18 protein-coding genes are annotated in these 18,156 nt (G+C 71.7%); 6 read left to right on the forward strand and 12 right to left on the reverse strand.

Annotated features, from left to right (window positions below; all coding sequences use genetic code 11):
• Positions 1-193: 193 nt before the first annotated feature.
• From ACX25U_RS10725 to ACX25U_RS10770, 10 genes are all read right to left on the reverse strand, one after another.
• On the reverse strand, positions 194-568 hold the full coding sequence (locus ACX25U_RS10725) for a hypothetical protein (protein WP_454390948.1): 375 nt from the start codon (positions 566-568) through the stop codon (positions 194-196).
• Between the two features lie 125 nt (positions 569-693).
• The gene (gene gatB, locus ACX25U_RS10730; protein ID WP_454390950.1) at positions 694-2,208 is read right to left on the reverse strand and encodes an Asp-tRNA(Asn)/Glu-tRNA(Gln) amidotransferase subunit GatB; all 1,515 of its coding nucleotides are present in this window, start codon (positions 2,206-2,208) and stop codon (positions 694-696) included.
• A 16-nt stretch (positions 2,209-2,224) separates the two neighbouring features.
• Positions 2,225-2,467 carry a hypothetical protein gene (locus ACX25U_RS10735; RefSeq protein ID WP_454390952.1) on the reverse strand — a complete coding sequence of 81 codons (243 nt, stop codon included), beginning with the start codon at positions 2,465-2,467 and terminating at the stop codon, positions 2,225-2,227.
• A complete protein-coding gene (gatA, locus tag ACX25U_RS10740; protein ID WP_454390954.1) occupies positions 2,464-3,957 on the reverse strand; it encodes an Asp-tRNA(Asn)/Glu-tRNA(Gln) amidotransferase subunit GatA in 1,494 nt (497 codons plus the stop codon). Before gatA ends, ACX25U_RS10735 begins: the two co-directional genes overlap by 4 nt.
• Positions 3,958-3,963: 6 nt before the next feature.
• Positions 3,964-4,260: an Asp-tRNA(Asn)/Glu-tRNA(Gln) amidotransferase subunit GatC gene (gene gatC, locus ACX25U_RS10745; RefSeq protein ID WP_006130840.1), complete on the reverse strand. Its 297-nt coding sequence runs from the start codon at positions 4,258-4,260 to the stop codon at positions 3,964-3,966.
• A 79-nt stretch (positions 4,261-4,339) separates the two neighbouring features.
• A complete protein-coding gene (locus ACX25U_RS10750; RefSeq protein ID WP_454390957.1) occupies positions 4,340-6,586 on the reverse strand; it encodes a putative bifunctional diguanylate cyclase/phosphodiesterase in 2,247 nt (748 codons plus the stop codon).
• A 260-nt stretch (positions 6,587-6,846) separates the two neighbouring features.
• Positions 6,847-9,042: an NAD-dependent DNA ligase LigA gene (ligA, locus tag ACX25U_RS10755; protein ID WP_454390959.1), complete on the reverse strand. Its 2,196-nt coding sequence runs from the start codon at positions 9,040-9,042 to the stop codon at positions 6,847-6,849.
• Positions 9,043-9,057: 15 nt separating this feature from the next.
• A complete protein-coding gene (locus tag ACX25U_RS10760; protein WP_454390961.1) occupies positions 9,058-10,065 on the reverse strand; it encodes a methionine synthase in 1,008 nt (335 codons plus the stop codon).
• A 210-nt stretch (positions 10,066-10,275) separates the two neighbouring features.
• Positions 10,276-10,974, reverse strand: coding sequence for an SDR family oxidoreductase (locus ACX25U_RS10765; RefSeq protein WP_454390963.1), 699 nt, complete (start codon positions 10,972-10,974; stop codon positions 10,276-10,278).
• Between the two features lie 15 nt (positions 10,975-10,989).
• Positions 10,990-11,529 carry an LOG family protein gene (locus ACX25U_RS10770; protein ID WP_454390965.1) on the reverse strand — a complete coding sequence of 180 codons (540 nt, stop codon included), beginning with the start codon at positions 11,527-11,529 and terminating at the stop codon, positions 10,990-10,992.
• A gap of 73 nt (positions 11,530-11,602) precedes the next feature.
• On the opposite strand from ACX25U_RS10770, the gene ACX25U_RS10775 reads away from it, so the two are divergent.
• The 4 genes from ACX25U_RS10775 to ACX25U_RS10790 all read left to right on the forward strand — a co-directional run bounded on the left by ACX25U_RS10775 (position 11,603) and on the right by ACX25U_RS10790 (position 14,598).
• Positions 11,603-11,926 carry a DUF427 domain-containing protein gene (locus tag ACX25U_RS10775; protein ID WP_454390967.1) on the forward strand — a complete coding sequence of 108 codons (324 nt, stop codon included), beginning with the start codon at positions 11,603-11,605 and terminating at the stop codon, positions 11,924-11,926.
• Positions 11,927-11,973: 47 nt separating this feature from the next.
• Positions 11,974-12,753 (forward strand): alpha/beta fold hydrolase, encoded by a 780-nt coding sequence (locus ACX25U_RS10780; RefSeq protein ID WP_454394201.1) that lies wholly within the window; start codon positions 11,974-11,976, stop codon positions 12,751-12,753.
• 285 nt (positions 12,754-13,038) lie between these two features.
• On the forward strand, positions 13,039-13,977 hold the full coding sequence (locus ACX25U_RS10785) for a ketopantoate reductase family protein (RefSeq protein ID WP_454390969.1): 939 nt from the start codon (positions 13,039-13,041) through the stop codon (positions 13,975-13,977).
• Between the two features lie 87 nt (positions 13,978-14,064).
• Positions 14,065-14,598, forward strand: coding sequence for an SRPBCC family protein (locus ACX25U_RS10790; protein WP_454390971.1), 534 nt, complete (start codon positions 14,065-14,067; stop codon positions 14,596-14,598).
• 232 nt (positions 14,599-14,830) lie between these two features.
• On the opposite strand, the gene ACX25U_RS10795 is transcribed toward ACX25U_RS10790, so the two are convergent.
• Both ACX25U_RS10795 and ACX25U_RS10800 read right to left on the reverse strand, forming a co-directional pair.
• A complete protein-coding gene (locus ACX25U_RS10795; protein ID WP_454390973.1) occupies positions 14,831-15,688 on the reverse strand; it encodes an RloB family protein in 858 nt (285 codons plus the stop codon).
• Complete coding sequence (locus ACX25U_RS10800) at positions 15,685-16,965, reverse strand: AAA family ATPase (protein WP_454390975.1); 1,281 nt, start codon at positions 16,963-16,965, stop codon at positions 15,685-15,687. Before ACX25U_RS10800 ends, ACX25U_RS10795 begins: the two co-directional genes overlap by 4 nt.
• A 186-nt stretch (positions 16,966-17,151) precedes the next feature.
• On the opposite strand from ACX25U_RS10800, the gene ACX25U_RS10805 reads away from it, so the two are divergent.
• Together ACX25U_RS10805 and ACX25U_RS10810 are read left to right on the forward strand one after the other, a co-directional pair.
• Positions 17,152-17,562: a hypothetical protein gene (locus ACX25U_RS10805; RefSeq protein WP_454390977.1), complete on the forward strand. Its 411-nt coding sequence runs from the start codon at positions 17,152-17,154 to the stop codon at positions 17,560-17,562.
• A 79-nt stretch (positions 17,563-17,641) separates the two neighbouring features.
• Entirely contained in the window at positions 17,642-18,133 is a 492-nt protein-coding gene (locus ACX25U_RS10810; RefSeq protein WP_454390979.1) for a hypothetical protein, read from the forward strand.
• Positions 18,134-18,156 lie beyond the last annotated feature (23 nt).

The following is an 18,156-nucleotide window of genomic DNA, read 5'->3' on the forward strand; positions in this document are numbered from 1 at the left end:
GAACGGAACGGCCCGCAAAGAACGCATGAGCAATTAAAGACACTCTTGCAGGCGAATCTGATCGTTTACCGTATTCGTGGCCTTATTCACATGAGTGCGATTCAATTCACAGGACAATCAGGTGAGGTCTGTCGCCCCGCAGGGTGCCCGCTGTCACGTACGGATCAGGAAGGCCGACTGCTCGGAAGGGTGCTCAGTCGAACTGGTCGCCGAGCGCCATCACCATCACCCCGGCGATCAGCAGCCACAGCGCCCGCCGGGTGCGTCCGCGGGAGCCGAGGAAGGCCGCGAGCGCGCAGACGGCGGCGCCGAGGGCGTAGGCGGCCGGGACGAGCGCGGGGGCCGAGCGGGTGAGCCGCAGCAGCGCCGCGGCGAGGCCGGCGAGCGTCAGCAGCGCGCCGGCGCCGGTCGCGGTCCAGCGGGCGCGACGGGCGACCTGAGCGGGGACCTCGACATCGTCCTCGGTATCGCCCTCGGCATCGCCGTCGTCGTCCCGTACCGCGGTGGTCTGGACGTCGTCGGCCTCGGATATCTCGGGGTGCGTGTCGGAATCGGCGCGTCCACTCATGGCGGGCGAGCGTAGCGCCTGCGCCCGGCGGCCCGGACGCGGGGTTGGGGGCGACCCCCGTGACGGAACGCCTCGGGGGGGCACCGGATCCGGTGCCCCCCCGAGGGTGGTTCGCGAGAGCCGGCTCAGCCCTCGCCGACGCCCAGCTTCTGAAGGATCAGCTCCTTGACGCGGGCCGCGTCGGCCTGGCCGCGGGTGGCCTTCATGACCGCGCCGACCAGGGCGCCGGCCGCGGCCACCTTGCCGCCGCGGATCTTGTCCGCGATGGCCGGGTTGCCGGCGATGGCCTCGTCGACGGCGGCGGTCAGCGCGCCCTCGTCGGAGACGACCTTCAGGCCGCGCTTGTCGACGACCTCGTCCGGGGTGCCCTCGCCTGCGAGGACGCCCTCGATCACCTGGCGGGCCAGCTTGTCGTTCAGGTCCCCCTTGGCGACCAGCTCGGTGACCCGGGCGACCTGCGCCGGCGTGATCGGCAACTCGTCCAGGGCCTTGCCCGACTCGTTGGCGGCACGGGCGAGCTCGCCCATCCACCACTTGCGGGCGGAGGCGGCGTCCGCGCCGGCCTCGATCGTGGCGACGATCGGGTCCAGGGCGCCGGCGTTGAGGATCGCCTGCATGTCGGTGGCCGAGATGCCCCACTCCGCCAGCAGGCGGGTACGGCGGACCAGCGGCAGCTCGGGCAGCGCGGCGCGGATCTCCTCGACCCACTCGCGCGAGGGGGCCACCGGCACCAGGTCGGGCTCCGGGAAGTACCGGTAGTCCTCGGCCTCCTCCTTGACCCGGCCGGAGGTCGTGGAGCCCGTGTCCTCGTGGAAGTGGCGGGTCTCCTGGACCACCGTGCCGCCGCTGTCGAGGACGGCGGCGTGCCGCTGCACCTCGAACCGGACCGCGCGCTCGACGGACCGCAGCGAGTTGACGTTCTTCGTCTCGGAGCGGGTGCCGAACTTGTCGGCGCCCTTGGGCATCAGCGACAGGTTCACGTCGCAGCGCATCTGGCCCATCTCCATGCGGGCCTCGGAGACGCCGAGCGACCGGATGAGCTCGCGCAGCTCACGGACGTAGGCCTTGGCCACCTCGGGGGCACGCTCGCCGGCGCCGACGATCGGCTTGGTGACGATCTCGATGAGCGGGATGCCGGCGCGGTTGTAGTCCAGCAGCGAGTGGGACGCGCCGTGGATACGGCCGGTGGCGCCGCCGACGTGCGTCGACTTGCCGGTGTCCTCCTCCATGTGGGCACGCTCGATCTCCACGCGGAAGATCTCGCCGTCCTCCAGCTGCACGTCGAGGTAGCCGTTGAAGGCGATCGGCTCGTCGTACTGGGAGGTCTGGAAGTTCTTCGGCATGTCCGGATAGAAGTAGTTCTTCCGGGCGAAGCGGCACCACTCGGCGATCTCGCAGTTCAGCGCGAGACCGATCTTGATCGCGGACTCGACGCCGGTCGCGTTGACGACCGGCAGCGCGCCGGGCAGGCCGAGGCAGACCGGGCAGGTCTGGGCGTTCGGGTCGGCGCCGAGCGCGGTCGGACAGCCGCAGAACATCTTGGTCTTGGTGCCGAGTTCGACATGGACCTCGAGGCCCATGACGGGGTCGTACGACGCCAGCGCGTCCTCGTACGACACCAGGTCGGTCGTGGTGGTCACGGTGAAAACTTCCCTCTCAGCCCAGCAGGACGTCGTCGTCGCCCAGCCGCTTCAGCTCGCGGTAGAGGATGGCGAGGCCGGTGACGATCGCGACGGCGGACACGGTGGCGTCGATCAGACGCAGCGTGTCGTGCTCGGCGCGGGCCTTCTTGATCTGCTTGGCGACACCGATCGCGCCGAACGCGGTGGTGGCCATGGACAGGTACGTACCGGACTTGGACTTCTTGAAGCCCTTGGCCTTCTGCAGTGCCTTGGTCACAGCGACGGAGCCTCCTCGAGCAGCGGGTGCCCCCACTTTTCCACGAAGGCGGCCTCGACGGCGGCACCCACCTTGTACAGGCGGTCGTCCTTCATCACCGGGGCGATGATCTGCAGGCCCACCGGCAGGTTGTCCTCCGGGGCGAGACCGCAGGGCAGGGACATGGCCGCGTTGCCCGCCAGGTTGGTCGGGATGGTGCACAGGTCGGCGAGGTACATCGCCATCGGGTCGTCGGCGCGCTCGCCGATCGCGAAGGCGGTGGTCGGGGTCGTCGGGGAGACGATCACGTCGACCTGCTCGAACGCCTTGTCGAAGTCCTGCTTGATGAGGGTGCGGACCTTCTGGGCGCTGCCGTAGTACGCGTCGTAGTAGCCGGAGCTGAGCGCGTACGTACCGAGCATGATGCGGCGCTTCACCTCGGGGCCGAAGCCCTCCTCACGGGTGAGGGAGGTGACCTCCTCGGCGGAGTGGCTGCCGTCGTCGCCGGTGCGCAGGCCGTAGCGCAGGCCGTCGAAGCGGGCCAGGTTGGAGGAGCACTCGGACGGCGCGATCAGGTAGTACGCCGACAGGGCCAGGTCGAAGGACGGGCAGTCCAGCTCGACGATCTCGGCGCCCAGCTCCCTCAGCAGCTCCACGGACTCGTCGAAGCGCTGGATGACACCGGCCTGGTAGCCCTCGCCGCGGAACTGCTTGACCACGCCGACGCGCATGCCCTCGACGCTGCCGTTGCGGGCGGCCTCGACGACCGGCGGGACCGGCTCGTCGATGGAGGTGGAGTCGAGCGGGTCGTGCCCGGCGATCACCTCGTGCAGCAGGGCCGCGTCCAGGACCGTACGGGCGCAGGGGCCGCCCTGGTCCAGGGAGGACGAGAAGGCGACCATGCCGTAGCGGGAGACCGCGCCGTACGTCGGCTTCACGCCGACCGTGCCGGTGACGGCGGCCGGCTGGCGGATGGAGCCGCCGGTGTCGGTGCCGATGGCGAGCGGGGCCTGGAAGGAGGCGAGCGCGGCGGAGGAGCCCCCGCCGGAGCCGCCGGGGATCCTGGTGAGGTCCCAGGGGTTGCCGGTCGGGCCGTAGGCGCTGTTCTCGGTGGAGGACCCCATGGCGAACTCGTCCATGTTGGTCTTGCCGAGGATCACCACGTCGGCGGCCTTGAGCCGCTTGGTGAGGGTCGCGTCGTACGGCGGGATCCAGCCCTCGAGGATCTTGGAGCCGACGGTGGTCGGCACGCCCTCGGTGGTGAAGATGTCCTTGAGCGCGAGGGGTACGCCGGCCAGCGGACCGAGCTTCTCGCCCCGCTCCCTCTTCTCGTCGACGGCGCGGGCCTGGGCGAGGGCGCCCTCGCGGTCGACGTGCAGGAAGGCGTGCACCTTCTCGTCGACGGCCTCGATCCGGGCGAGGTGGGCCTCGGTGACCTCGACGGCCGTGAGCTCACCGGAGGCGATCTTCTCGGCGGTCTCGGCGGCGGTGAGCTTGATGATGTCCGTCATGGTTGCTTACTCCTCCCCCAGGATCTGCGGCACCTTGAAACGCTGCTGCTCCTGGGCCGGGGCGCCGGAGAGCGCCTGCTCGGGGGTGAGCGACGGACGGACCTCGTCCGCGCGCATGACGTTGGTCAGCGGCAGCGGGTGGGAGGTCGGCGGTACGTCTTGGTCGGCGACCTCACTGACGCGGGCCACCGCGCCGATGATGTCGTCCAGCTGTCCCGCGAAGTGGTCGAGCTCTTCGGGCTTCAGCTCCAGACGCGCCAGCCGGGCGAGGTGGGCGACCTCCTCGCGCGTGATGCCAGGCATGCAGCGTTCCTCTGGGGTGAGTGTGTGTGGTTTGGCCCAATCCTATGGGGCCGGACCTGAAACCCGTGAAACGGTCGGCTCACTCGTCGGTCGCCGCCGCGGGCAGCGCGGCGGCGGGGCGTATCCAACCGCGCGACCCCCGTGCCCGCAGCCACGCCGTCGTCTCCTCCGGAGGCATCGCGGCGGCGACGAGCCAGCCCTGTACGGCGTCGCAGCCCAGGTCCCGCAGCCGCTCCCAGGTCTCGTCGTCCTCGACGCCCTCCGCGACGACGAGCAGGCCGAGGGAGTGCGCGAGGTCGACGGTGCAGCGCACGATCTCGGCGTCCTCGGCGTCCACGGCCAGCCGGGCCACGAACGAGCGGTCGATCTTCAGCTCGCTCACCGGCAGCCGCCGCAGGTGCACCAGCGAGGAGTACCCGGTGCCGAAGTCGTCCAGCGACATCTTCACGCCGTGCCCGGTCAGGGCGTGCAGGGTGTCGGCGGCCCGCTGCGGGTCCTCCAGCAGGACGTGCTCGGTTATCTCCAGCTGCAGCGCGCCCGCCGGGACGCCGTGCCGGGCCAGCCGGGCGGCCACCGAGCCGGCGAAGCCGGGGACGTGCACATCGCGCGGGGAGACGTTGACCGCGACCGGCACGTACAGACCCTGCGCCCGCCACCGGGCGACCTGCCCGAGCGCGGTCTCCAGCACGTAGTCCGTCAGGTGGGGCATCAGCCCGGAGGACTCGGCGATCGCTATGAACTCGTCCGGCGGCACCTTGCCGCGCTCGGGATGGACCCAGCGCACCAGCGCCTCCAGGCCCGCGACCTGTCCGTCGAAGCGGACCTTGGGCTGGTAGTGCAGTTGGACCTCGTGAGCGTCCAGGGCCCGGCGCAGGTCGCCCAGCAGCCCCAGCCGGTCGGGAGTGTTGGAGTCCCGCTTGGACTCGTAGACCTCCACGCCCGTGCGGTCCCGCTTGGCCTGGTACATCGCCACGTCCGCCCGGCGCAGCATGCCCTCGGCGTCCAGGGCGTGGTCGGGGAAGACGGCGACTCCGGCGCTGGCCTCCAGGACGAGGGTGAGCCCGTCGAGGTCGAGCGGGGAGCTGAGGGTGGTGACCAGGGCGCGCGCGACCCGGGTCGCGGACGTCGTGGAGTCGGCGACCGGCAGTAACACGGCGAACTCGTCGCCGCCGAGCCGCGCGGCCTCCGCCCCGCGCGGCAGCGCCTGGCGCAGCCGGTCGGCGATCTGCAACAGCAGCCGGTCCCCGGCGAGGTGACCGAGCGTGTCGTTGACCGACCGGAAACGGTCCAGGTCGATCAGCATCAGAGCGGCCCGGGCGCCGATGCGTTCGGCCTCGTCCAGGGCGGTCCAGATGCGCTCCAGCAGCCACTGCCGGTTGGGCAGCCCGGTCAGCGGGTCGCGCAACTGCTCCTCGGCCCGGACGCGGGCTATCCACAGGGTGGAGTCCAGCGCGATGAGCGGGATGGCGAACAGCGGCAGCAGGACGGGTTTGGCCACGGCGACGACGCAGACCAGCGGCGCGATGCCGAGCAGGGCGACGGCGACCAGGCCCTGTCTGACCAGGGCGGTGCGGGCGACCGTGGGCATCCCGGCGTTGCGGGAGGTGTGCAGGAACCACAGCAGGGCGCGGGTGACCGCGAGGTAGGCGGTGGCGACCAGCACCACCTGCAGGGCGGTGGACGCGGTCCAACTGCCCGGATCGCAGGGTCGCTCCACGGTCGGTACGCGGCCGAAGGCGCCCAGCACCAGGGCGCCGGCGCCGATGCCGAGGATGTCCACCGCGCCGTGCACCACGCCCTGGCGCCAGCGGTGGCGGCGGGCGATGCCGACCAGGACGACGACGGTGAGGCTGACCATGCCGGCGGGCACCCAGCCGTAGAGCAGCAGCACGGCGAGGGTGAGGGCGGCGCCGGAGCCGGTGCCGCCCCACCAGCGGGCCCGGCCGAGCATGACCAGGTGGCCGACGATGACGCCGGTGAGCACGGCCAGGGACCAGCCGACGGTGCCGGACGGGAAGAGCGCGTGGCCGCCGAGGAACGCCCAGGAGAAACCGGCGCCCAGGACGAGGGCGGCCGCGGCGACGACCGCCGCCGGCAACGCGGGCCGGAACCGGTGTTGTTCGGCTTCGGCGCCCGGAAGCCCGGAGGTGTGTCCGACGGCCGGCCGCGCGGAGGCACGGAGCTCCGTCACGGTGTACTGTCCGGCAACGCGCCCGGCGCGCTCCTTCGCGCCCGGACGCTCCGGCGCCCGCCCCCGGCTCCCCCACCAGTTGCCGGCCAACCGGCGCAGCCGTGAGTGCGGGGCGGCGCTCTCCGTCGGTTCCATTCCCGTCCCTCTCACAGCCGGCGGTGCCCACGCCACGCGGTCCGCTGCCCGACGACCACTGGGCGGCACCGCGCTGGAAAACCCTTCCACGCGCTCATGACGAGCACGGGGATGCCCCGACCGCAGCTGGGCACGGCAGGCGCACACCTCAACAGTAGGCCGCGGAAGCCTTTCACGGGCAGCGGTCGTCGACGGTTGCCCGAATGCGCCCCGGTCACCCGTATGCATCTGGTATGCGCCGAACAGGTGGACTTCAACCACTACTCGCCGGTCGGAAGCGCGACTTCGGCCGCCGCGTCCGGGCCCTGTTCCAACAGGACGCCGAAACCGTCCTCGTTCAGAACCGGCACCTTGAGCTGCATCGCTTTGTCATATTTCGAACCAGGATTGTCGCCTACGACCACAAAGGAGGTCTTCTTCGAAACCGAACCGGTCACCTTCGCCCCCCGGCTCTGCAGCGCCTCCTTGGCGCCGTCCCGGGTGAACTGCTCGAGGGTGCCGGTGACCACGACCGTCAGGCCTTCGAGCGGGCGCGGGCCCTCCTCCTCGCCGGTGCTCTCGTCCTCCATACGGACGCCGGCCTCCCGCCACTTGCGCAGGATCTCCTGGTGCCACTCCTCGGCGAACCACTCCTTGAGCGAGGCGGCGATGATCGGGCCGACGCCCTCGGTGTTCGCCAACTCCTCCTCACTGGCCTGCTCGATGCGGTCGACGGAGCGGAACTCCCGGGCCAGCGCCTCGGCCGCGACCGGTCCGACGTGACGGATCGACAGGCCGGTGAGGATACGGGCGAGCGGTCGCCGCTTGGCGGACTGGATGTTCTCCAGCATGGCGAGCGCGTTCTTCTTGGCCTCGCCCTGCTGGTTGGCGAAGACCGTGACGACCTTCTCCTCACCGGTCTTCGGGTCGCGCTTGGGCAGACCGCTGTCCTGGTCGAGGACGTAGGCCTTGATGGGGAGCAACTGGTCGACCGTCAGGTCGAACAGGTCGCCCTCGTCCTTCAGCGGTGGGTCCGCGGGCTCCAGCGGCTTGGTGAGGGCGGCCGCGGCGACGTAGCCGAAGTGCTCGATGTCCAGCGCCTTGCGGCCCGCGAGGTAGAACAGGCGCTCGCGCAACTGCGCCGGGCAGGCACGCGCGTTGGGGCAGCGCAGGTCGACGTCGCCCTCCTTCATCGGCCTGAGCGGCGTACCGCACTCGGGGCACTCGGACGGCATCACGAACTCCCGCTCGCTGCCGTCGCGCAGGTCGACGACCGGGCCGAGGATCTCCGGGATGACGTCACCGGCCTTGCGCAGCACCACCGTGTCGCCGATGAGCACGCCCTTGGCCTTGACCACGTCCTGGTTGTGCAGGGTGGCGAACTCGACCTCGGAGCCGGCCACCGTGACCGGCTCGACCTGCGCGTACGGCGTGACCCGGCCCGTGCGGCCGACGCCCACCCGGATGTTGACGAGCCTGGTGTTGACCTCCTCCGGCGCGTACTTGTACGCGATCGCCCAACGCGGTGCGCGGGAGGTGGAGCCCAGGCGGCCCTGGAGCGGGATCTCGTCGAGCTTGACGACGACGCCGTCGATCTCGTGCTCCACCGAGTGCCGGTGCTCGCCGTAGTACGCGATGAACTCCCGGATGCCTTCCAGGTCGTCGACCACCTTGTTGTGCGGGGAGGTGGGCAGACCCCAGGCGTGCAGCAGCTCGTAGGCCTGGGAGAGGCGGGTGAGGCCCTTGAAGCCCTCCAGGGCGCCGATGCCGTGCACCACCATGTGCAGCGGGCGGGCGGCGGTGACCCGGGGGTCCTTCTGGCGCAGTGAACCCGCCGCCGCGTTGCGCGGGTTGGCGAACGGCTTGTCACCGGCCTCGACCAGGCGGCGGTTGAGCTCCTCGAACTTCTCCATCGGGAAGTAGACCTCGCCGCGGATCTCCACGAGGTCCGGGACGCGGTCCCCCTTCAACCGGTCCGGGATCTCCGTGATGGTCCGGACGTTGGGCGTGATGTCCTCGCCGGTGCGGCCGTCGCCGCGGGTCGCCGCGCGCGTGAGCCGGCCGTGCTCGTAGGTGAGGTTGACGGCGAGTCCGTCGACCTTGAGCTCGCACAGGAAGTGGTACTCCTGGCTGCCCAGCTCCTTGGCGATGCGGTCGGTCCAGGCGGCGAGGTCGGCGTCGTTGAACGTGTTGTCCAGGGAGAGCATCCGCTGCCGGTGCTCGACGGCGGTGAACTCCGTCTCGTAGGACCCGGCGACCTTCTGGGTGGGCGAGTCGGGCGTGCGCAGCTCCGGGTGCTCCTCCTCCAGTTCCTCCAAAGAGCGCAGGAGCTGGTCGAACTCGGCGTCGCTGATGACGGGGGCGTCCTTGACGTAGTACCGGAAGCGGTGCTCCTCGACCTGCTCCGCGAGCTGCGCGTGCTTCTCCCGTGCCTCGGCGGGCACCCCTGTCTCCGCTTGCTGCTTGTCGCCGGCCACCGTGTTGTCCTCCCGTTACTCTGGGTTGTCCGCGAGAGATCTCGCCGCCTGGACGCAGTGGGCGAGCGCCCGGCGCGCGTAGGCGGGGGAAGCGCCCGCGAGTCCGCACGCCGGAGTGACCGTGACCGTCTCGGTGAGAAGCCCCGGTTCCAGCCCCAGCCTGCGCCACAACGTCCTGACACCCATGACGCTACCGGCAGGGTCTGACAACGGGCCGTCGATGCCAGGGACGACGCCCGCGAAGAGCCGGGTGCCCGCTTCCACGGCCTCACCGATCGCGTCGTCGTCACGCTCGGTGAGAAGCGAGACGTCGAGGGAGACCGCCGCGGCGCCCGCCCGGCGCAGCAGGGCGATCGGGACGTCCGGTGCGCAGGAGTGGACCACGACCGGACCCTCGGTGTGCACCCCGACGACGTCCCGCAGCGTGGCCTCCACGACCTGCCGGTCGACGGCGCGGTGGGTCCGGTAACCGCTGGCCGTCCTCACCTGCCCGCGCAGGACGGCGGTCAGAGAGGGCTCGTCGAGCTGGAGGACGAGCCGGGCGCCGGGAACGCGCCGCCGCACCTCCGCGAGATGGAGCCGCAGCCCCTCGGTGAGCGAGGCGGCCAGGTCCCGGCAGGCGCCGGGATCGGAGAGGGCCGCCTCGCCGTTCTTGAGCTCCAGGCCGGCGGCGAGCGTCCACGGCCCCACCGCCTGCACCTTCAGCGCACCCTCGTATCCCTGGGTGAACTCCTCCAGGGCGTCGAGGTCCTCCCCGAGCCAGGACCGCGCCCGCTTGGTGTCCCGTCCGGGGCGGTCGCCGATCCGCCAGCCGCTGGGCTCCACGCGCGCGTACAGCTCGACGAGCATCCCGGCGGTCCGCCCGATCATGTCGGCGCCGGGCCCACGCGCGGGCAGCTCGGGCAGGAAGGGGAAGTCCTCGAAGGTGCCGGTGACGGTCTTGACGGCCTCCCGGGCGTCCCCGCCGGGCATGGACCCGACACCGGTGGCGGCACCGAACCTGAATGGGCTGTTCTCACTCACCCGGGAAGCCTACGCAACCCTCCGGGGGTGGGGCCGCTTCAGAAGCGGTGCCACCGTCCTGCCGGAAGTGCCCGGTGCCATGCCGCCGTCCCTGGGGGCCGCCGCTCCCCAGACCCCCGCTCCGGCCTGAACGGCCTCGTCCTCAATCTCCCCCAAGCTCTTCGAGCAGGGGGGACCCCCGGACAGGCTGGGTTGTGGCCGGGTCCTCCGTCACCGCCCCGGCCGGACCGTCAGGTCGTTGACCTCCGCGTCCCGCGGCAGGTCCAGCGCCATGACGATGGTCGTGGCGACCGACTCGGGGTCGATCCACTTCCCCGGGTCGTACTCCTTGCCCTCCTGCTGGTGGACCTTGGCCTGCATGGGACTGGCGGTGCGGCCCGGGTAGACGGAGGTGACCCGGACGCCGTTCGCGTGTTCCTCCTTGCGCAGGGAGTCGGCCAGCGCTTTCAGACCGTGCTTGGATGCGGCGTACGCGGACCAGCCGGCGCCTGCGTTCAGGCCCGAGCCCGAGTTGACGAACACCACGTGCCCGCGCGAGGCGCGCAGCTGGGGCAGGAAGTGCCGGGTCAGTTCGGCGGGGGCGATCAGGTTGACGTCCAGCTGATGACGCCAGCTCTTCGGGGTGAGCTCACCGACCGGGCCGAGGTCGACCACGCCCGCGACGTGCAGCAGGGAGTCCACCCGGTCGGGCAGCGTCTGGTGCGAGAACGCCCAGCTCAGCCGGTCGGGGTCGGCCAGGTCGCCGACCAGCGTCCGGGCGCCGGGGAACTCGGCGGCCAGCTCCTTGGCCCGGCCGGCGTCGCGCGCGTGCAGCACGAGCTCGTCCCCGCGCGCGTGCAGCCGGCGGGCCACGGCCGCGCCGATGCCGGACCCGGCCCCGGTGATCACATGTGTAGCCATGCCCGCCATGCTCGCACCGCCGCCTCAGCGGCCGGCGAGCGACTCCTCCAGGTACGCCATCGCGCCCACGGGCTCCTCGGCGAAGAACACGAGCTCGGCGAGCGGCCGGGGCAGGAACCCGTCCTCCTCCATGCGACGGAACTGCTGCTGGAGGCCGTCGTAGAAACCCTCCGTGTTCAGCAGCGCCACCGGCTTGTCGGTCCGCCCGTGCTTCTTCAGCTCCAGGATCTCGGTGGCCTCGTCGAGCGTCCCGGTGCCGCCCACCATGATCACGACCGCGTCGGCCTTCTCCAGCAGCAGCTTCTTGCGCTCGGCGAGGTCCCGCGCGATCACCATCTCGTCCGCGCCGGGCCGTGCCTTGGCCGACAGGAAGTCGACCGACACGCCGACGAGCCGCCCGCCCGCCTCCTGCACACCGTCCGCGACCACCTTCATCAGCCCGGTGTCGGACCCGCCCCAGACCAGGCTGTGCCCACCCTTGCCGATCAGCCGGGCGAAGTCCCGCGCGGGACGGGTGTAGCGGTCGTCGAGGTCGGCGGCGGAGAGGAAGACGCAGATGTTCATGGAGCCACGGTACGCGGCGGGAAGCCGGCCCCGGACGCGGGAAGAAGCGTGCGCCCCCGGGCGCTGTTCCGACATGACCCAAGGACACACGATCACGATCGACAAGAGCGGCGAGCACGTGCGCGTGGTGCACGGCGGTCAGGTCCTCGCGGAGAGCGACCGCCCCCTGGTGCTGCGCGAGACGGGCTGTCCCCCGCGCTACTACCTGCCGCCCGAGGACGTACGCCTCGACCTGCTGACGCCGTCCGACACGCACACGTACTGCCCCTTCAAGGGCACGGCGTCCTACTGGTCCCTGCCGGACGCGGCGGACCTGGTGTGGGCGTACCCCGACCCGAAGCCGGACGTCGCCGGGATCAAGGACCACCTGTGCTTCTACGACGTCGAAGTGTTGTGACCTGCTGAGCCCGCCGGGGAGTGGCAGTCTTGACTGGCATGACCGGCATGGACAAGAAGACCGTCTCGCGTGACGGCACCTCCCTCGCCTACCACCGCACCGGACAGGGCCCGGTGGTCGTCCTCGTCAGCGGCGCGATGTCGACGGGCGCCACGATGGGCCCGCTGGCGGCGGCGCTGTCGGACCGCTGCGACGCCGTCGTCTACGACCGCCGGGGCCGCGGCGGGAGCGGGGACACGGCGCCGTACGCGGTGGAGCGCGAGGTCGAGGACCTCGCCGCGCTGATCGACGCGGTGGGCGGCGAGGCGGCGCTGTACGGCGTCTCCTCGGGCGGCGCGCTGGCGCTGAGGGCGACGGCGAGCGGGCTGCCGGTCCGCCAGGTGGCGGTGTACGAGCCGCCCTTCGCCGTGCGTGAGGGTGACGAGCGCGAGCGCGCCGAGTACACGGACAACCTGAACCAGGCCCTCGCCGAGGGCCGCCCCGGCGACGCGGTGGAGCTGTTCCTGCGGCGCACCGGACTGGCACCCGAAATGATCGCCAACGCCCGCCAGTCCCCCATGTGGGCCGGCATGGAGTCGATCGCGCCCACCCTCGCCCACGACGACGCCGTGATGGGCGACGGCCTGGTCCCCCACGACCTGCTGGCCACGATCACCGTGCCGGTCCTCTCCGTCTCGGGCAGCGCGAGCCCGGCCTGGCTGCGCGAGGCGGCCAGGGCGATCGCGGACGCCGCGCCCCGGGGGACGTACCGCACCCTGGAGGGCCAGACCCACGCGGTGGAACCGGAGGTGCTGGCACCGGTGCTGGCGGACTTCTTCGCCGCGTGAACAGGGCGTTGCCACAGGTCCTCTCGCCCGCCGCACCCCGAGCCGCCGCGGCCCGGAGTGCTCTCCTGCCGGACAACCAGGCGCCGACCAGGCCGGCCGCGTCTTCGGTCGTGGCCGGCCTCCGCGTCCGCGCGTAGCCCGGCCCTCCCACGGCCCCGGTACGGTCCTCGCCGACGGCGCGGTGGGCCGGGGCCGGAAATGCGCCGGGACCCGTCGTTGTTGGCGCCACCGAGATGGCGCCCCGCCCGACCGGGGTCGCCCGCGACCGGGAGGGACACCGCAGCCATGCCCAGCACCGCTCACGACGTCACCGAAGCCGCTTCCGCGGAGGATGCTCCCCGCCCCTGGACCGTGGCCGTGCTCGGCCCCGGCGGCGTCGGCGGACTGCTCGCCGCGCTGCTGTCCCGGGCAGGTCACCGGGTGATCTGCCTGGCCGGGGACGCGACGGCGCGGTCCCTGCGCGAGGGCGGAATACGGGTGCGCAGCGGCCTGTTCGGGGACTTCACCGCCAAGGTCGAGGCGGACACCGAACTGCGGGAGCCGGTCGACCTGTGCGTGGTGGCCGTCAAGCACACCAGCCTGGACGCCGCGCTGGACCGGGTCCCGCCGGCCGTGCTCGGCGCGGACGGCCTCGTCCTGCCACTCCTCAACGGCATCGAGCACCCCGAGGCCCTGCGCCGCCGCTACGGCGACGACCGGGTGGCCGCGGGCGTCATCCGCGTCGAGTCGACCCGCGTCGCGCCCGGTGTCATCGAGCACGGCAGCCCGTTCGCCGAGATCGACCTGGCCGGGACGACCGCGCGCCCGCTCACCGGCCTGGCCGCCGTGCTGGAGTCCGCCGGCGTGCGGACCCGCCTGGCCGAGTCCGAGACCGCCGTCCTCTGGGCGAAGCTGGCCTTCCTCGCCCCCTTCGCCCTCCTCACCACCCGCTACGGCGTCGACATCGGTACGGTCCGCACCGGCCACCGCGAGGAACTGCTCGCCCTCGTCGGCGAGATCACCGCCGTCGGCCGCGCCGCCGGGGCGCCGCTCGACCCGGACCGGACCCTGGCGATGTACGACGCGTTTCCCGCCGGGATGAGGTCCTCGATGCAGCGCGACGCCGCGGCGGGCCGCCCCCTGGAGCTCGACGCGATCGGCGGCGCCGTGCTGCGCGCCGCGAAGCGGCACGGCATTCCGGCGCCGACGGCCGCCCGGCTGGTGTCCGAACTGGCGACCTTGTGACCAACTCAACATCCTTCAGAGGGAGTTGGTACCTCTAGACTCCCCGTGCGGGAGCGGCGAACGACCGCACCCGCACGGGGAGCAGCCATGCGTTACGCCGACCGGCCCAGCACGCACCGCGAGGTGCGCATCGCGGCGGAACCCTCGCGGGTCTGGGAAGTCGTCACCGACGTCGAGGCCATGGCCGGGTGGAGCCCCGAGCTGGTGCGCGTGGAGTGGCAGGGCGGCGCCGACCGGCCGGCGCCGAGCGCCCGCTACATCGGACACAACCAGAATCCAATCGTGGGCGAGTGGCGGACCCTCTCCCACATCACGGAGGTCGTCCCGGAGCGCACCCTCACCTGGTGCGTGCTGGACCCCGACGGACGCTACGGCAAGGCCTCCGAGGACCTGACGGACCGGATGGCCACCTGGTCCTTCGCCCTCACCCCGGCGCCGGAGGGGGGCACCGTCCTGCGCCAGTCGGTCACGATCGGCCCCGGCCGCTCCGGCCTGAGCGCGTACATCGACCGCGCCCCCGAGCAGGAGGAGGCGATCATCGCCTACCGCCTCGAGGAACTCGGCAAGGGCATGGACGCCACCCTGGCCGGGATCAAGGAGACAGCGGAACGCCGGCCCTAGCGGCACGGGCTCCGTCCCCACGCCTGCCAGGACAGTGCCGGGCCGGCTGGGTCGTCCGCAGCGAGCAGCGCAGGCCCGGTCTGACTGCGCGAGGCGGCCAGGACGACTGCCAACGCCGCGTCCCGAGGCATGTGTTACACCTTGGAAGCCCAGACCCACGCGGTGGAACCGGAGGTCCTGGCATCGGTGCCGGCGGAGTTCTTCGCCCGGTGAGCAGCGGACGCGGGCGGAATCACCTCACGGCGCCCCGCCACAGTCGCGGTTCCTCCTCCGCGAAACGGCGCTCGCGCTCGTCGGCGTCCGGCAGTGTCCGCCGGAGATGCCCGCGGAACGCGGGCCCGTGGTTCCCGGCATGGCCGGTGCGGCGGGTCCACTCCTCGTAGCTCTCGGTACGCGGCCCGGGAATCGGAGCGTGCACGAGGTTCCGGGCCGAGCACGTACCGTGCGAGCACAGGCTCACAAGCTTGCGGGCATTGCGCACCGCATCCTTCTCCCGGTTCAGGAGCGACTGGCCCCGCTGGTCGTCGAGACCCTTCCCTCGATCGCCCGAGGCCTTGTCGTACTCCGCGAAGCCCTTCGCGTCCCGGTGTTCGCGCAGCCGGCGCAGGACGGTGTCGTTCACGCCTCCCTCCTGACTGGTGAACTGCTGGAAGTGCAGGAGCAGCCACAGCTCGAAGGAGGGGTGGGAGAGCGCCACCTGAACGCCCTGCTCTGCGGCCTTGCGCATCGCGTCGGGGATGTCCTGGTCCCGGTTGTCCTGCGCGTCACGGTCGAAGAGCGCCCACTTCTCGTCCGCCGGATCCGAGGCGCACTCGAGCACCAGGTTCACGACCTCGGTGGGGCGCAGCCCGTTCTTGGCGCCGTGGAACTTGAGGACGAACTTCTCCCGCTCGCCATAGACCCTGTTCAACAGAGCGATGTAGTCCCGTTCGGTCTTGTCGCCCTCGGCGGCGACGTAGACCACCCGGCGGGACTCGTCCCCGTAGGACTGCACCGGCCTGCGCAGCGGCCGGGCGGCGTCAGGGTCGCGGCGGCGACGGCGGCCTCGTGGCTGGTTCCGGTTCTGGCGGTCCTGTTGTCCCCTGCTCACGCTGTTGCCCGCAGCCCCTCTTCGATGAGTGCGATCTGCCGTGCGATCTCGCCACTGGTCAGTCGTGGGACGCCGCCGTAGTGGCCGTGCAGGTAGCGGCGTTCGAGGTTGTCGTCCCGGCGGGCCTTCCGGGCCGCCGTGATCGGGTAGAGCCGGGATTCACCGGTGGCGTCCTTGAGGGCGATCCACACCTGGTCGCGGTCCAGGGGACGCTCCACCACTGACGGGCCCAGCAGGGTCGCGTCATGCGTGGTGAAGATCAGCTGGGCGGTGCGGGGGTTGGCCTCCTCGTCCTGGAAGAGGCGGATGACCTCCGCGGCGAGAATCGGGTGGAGGCTGGAGTCGAGTTCGTCGGCGAGGAGGACCCCGCCTCGGTCCAGGACGTGGAAGAGCGGACCCAGGAAAGCGAACCAGGCGTGGGTGCCCAGAGACTCCTGTTCCCAGAAGTCCAGGGGGCGAGGAGTGCCGTCGGAGCTGCGGTGCAGAAGTTGCACCTCACCGCTTTCGGGGTCCAGGGTCAGCCCGGTGATGCCCAGGTCCGCCGCGGCCAGCAGGGCTCCCAGGCGGTCGCGCAGGCCGCCGCCGGTTTTGCGATCGGTGAGCTGCTTACGGGTCCAATCGGTCCGGTGCGGGACGTCCGGGCCCGATGTCACCAGCCACAGGTTGTCGACGAACCAGCGGTGGACCGCTGCGAGCGCCGGGTGGTTGAGCGTGGCGCCGACCGTGAGGAACAGGGCGTCCGGACGAGTCGAGGAGACGATCAGCTCCTTGTGCCCCTTCAGCCCGCTGCCGGGGAACCGGAACTCGCCGCCCTCTTCCTCCGGCCGGCCGGCCTCCCGGTCGAACCACACCTGGCGCCGTCCGGACGGGTAGGCGTGCAGCCATTCGGCTTCCACGCGCTCGTCGGACAGCTCGAAGCCGTAGGTATAGCGGACGCGTTGTTTGCCGAGGAGAAGGTCGATTTCGAAGAGGCTGGTCTCCTCCAGCGCTTCCGGATCGAGTTCGAACGGTTCGCGCGGGACGCCGGACCTCTTGCCCCAGTCGGCGAAGGATTCGAGGACTGCCCTGCGCATGAACCGCAGAGCGTCCAGGACATTGCTCTTGCCCGAGGCGTTGGCACCGAAGATCCCGACCGTCGGCAGCACGGAGACCGGCCTGCCCTCGGAGCGGGCACCGGTCTCACGGGCGGTGCCCTCGTTGAGCTCGGTCGCCACGAGGGAGAGTTCGGTCTCCTCGCGGATGGACCTGTGATTGGCCACCCGGAAACTGAGCAGCACGGCCGACCTCCTGACGAGGCGGGTATGCGATTCGCCGCCTTACGTTGTTACGTGCGGGTAATCCGCACGAGAGAGCCTAAAGAGACTCCCGGAGATACGCCAGAGTTCGTCACCCAACGTTGACCGACATCCCGGCGTGCCCTGTGCCCTGGTCTATGGTGGGCACGGCCGGAAGGAGGTGCGGGGATGCTCGGGAAGCGGCACGGTGCCATGGGCGCCGCCCTCGCGCTGCTGACCCTGCTGGCCGCGCTGTTCTGCGCCACGTCGGTCCGCTCGGACGCCCCCGTGGCCTCGGTGGCCGAGGCCTCCTTCGCAGCGGAAGCTTCCTCTGCCGCGGCCGCCGTCTCCTCCGTGGCCCTCCCCTCCCTCGACACGGCCGATCAGAGCGGCGGTGCCGCCGCCGCGGGCGGGCCGTGTCTGAAGAAGGTCGTCCCGGACCAGCCGCAGCCGCGAACCGGCGCCGCGCCGATCAGCGGTCTGCCCGCGGGAGCCGGTGGGACGGCGTGGGTCCACGGGCCCGCGCACGCGGTGTCCCGGCACGCCGGTCCGGCTCCCTCTCCGCCCGATCTCACCGAGCTCTCCGTACGACGCGTATAGGCCGCGCACCGAGTCCGCGTGCTCCTGTCGGCCCGTACAACCGCGCAATCGCGCAATCGCGCAACCGGAGAGTCTCCCGTTGTCCTCTTCCCGCTCGCCCCGGGCGGCGTGGGCCGCCCTGCGCCGCTGGCCCCGTGGCCGGTGGGCCGCCGTGGCGGCCGCCACGCCGCTGGTGGTCCTCGCCCTCGGTGTGCCCACGGCCCTGGTGCCGAACCCGTTCTTCTCCCGCTCGGTGCCCCCGGTGTGGTGGAACCACACCGTGCTGGTGCTCACCGCCCTGCTGTCGGCCGTCGTACTCGCCACCTACGTCCGGACGGGGTCCTCGCCCCGTGACGACCGTGAGCGCACCGGGCGTTCGCTCGGGTCGGCCGGTGCGGTGCTGTCCTTCCTCGCGGTCGGCTGCCCCGTCTGCAACAAGGCCGTTCTCCTCCTCGTCGGAACGTCGGGTGCGCTGAGCTACTGGGCGCCCCTGCAGCCCGTCGTCGCGGTGGTCTCGCTCGCCCTGCTGGCCGAGGCCGCGCTGCGGCGTCTGGCGTCCGAGGCGGCCTGTCCCGTCCGGCCCGGCGCCTGACTCCCGTCTCCCTCCTTTCCGCC

It is taken from the genome of Streptomyces sp. JNUCC 63, from assembly GCF_054366325.1.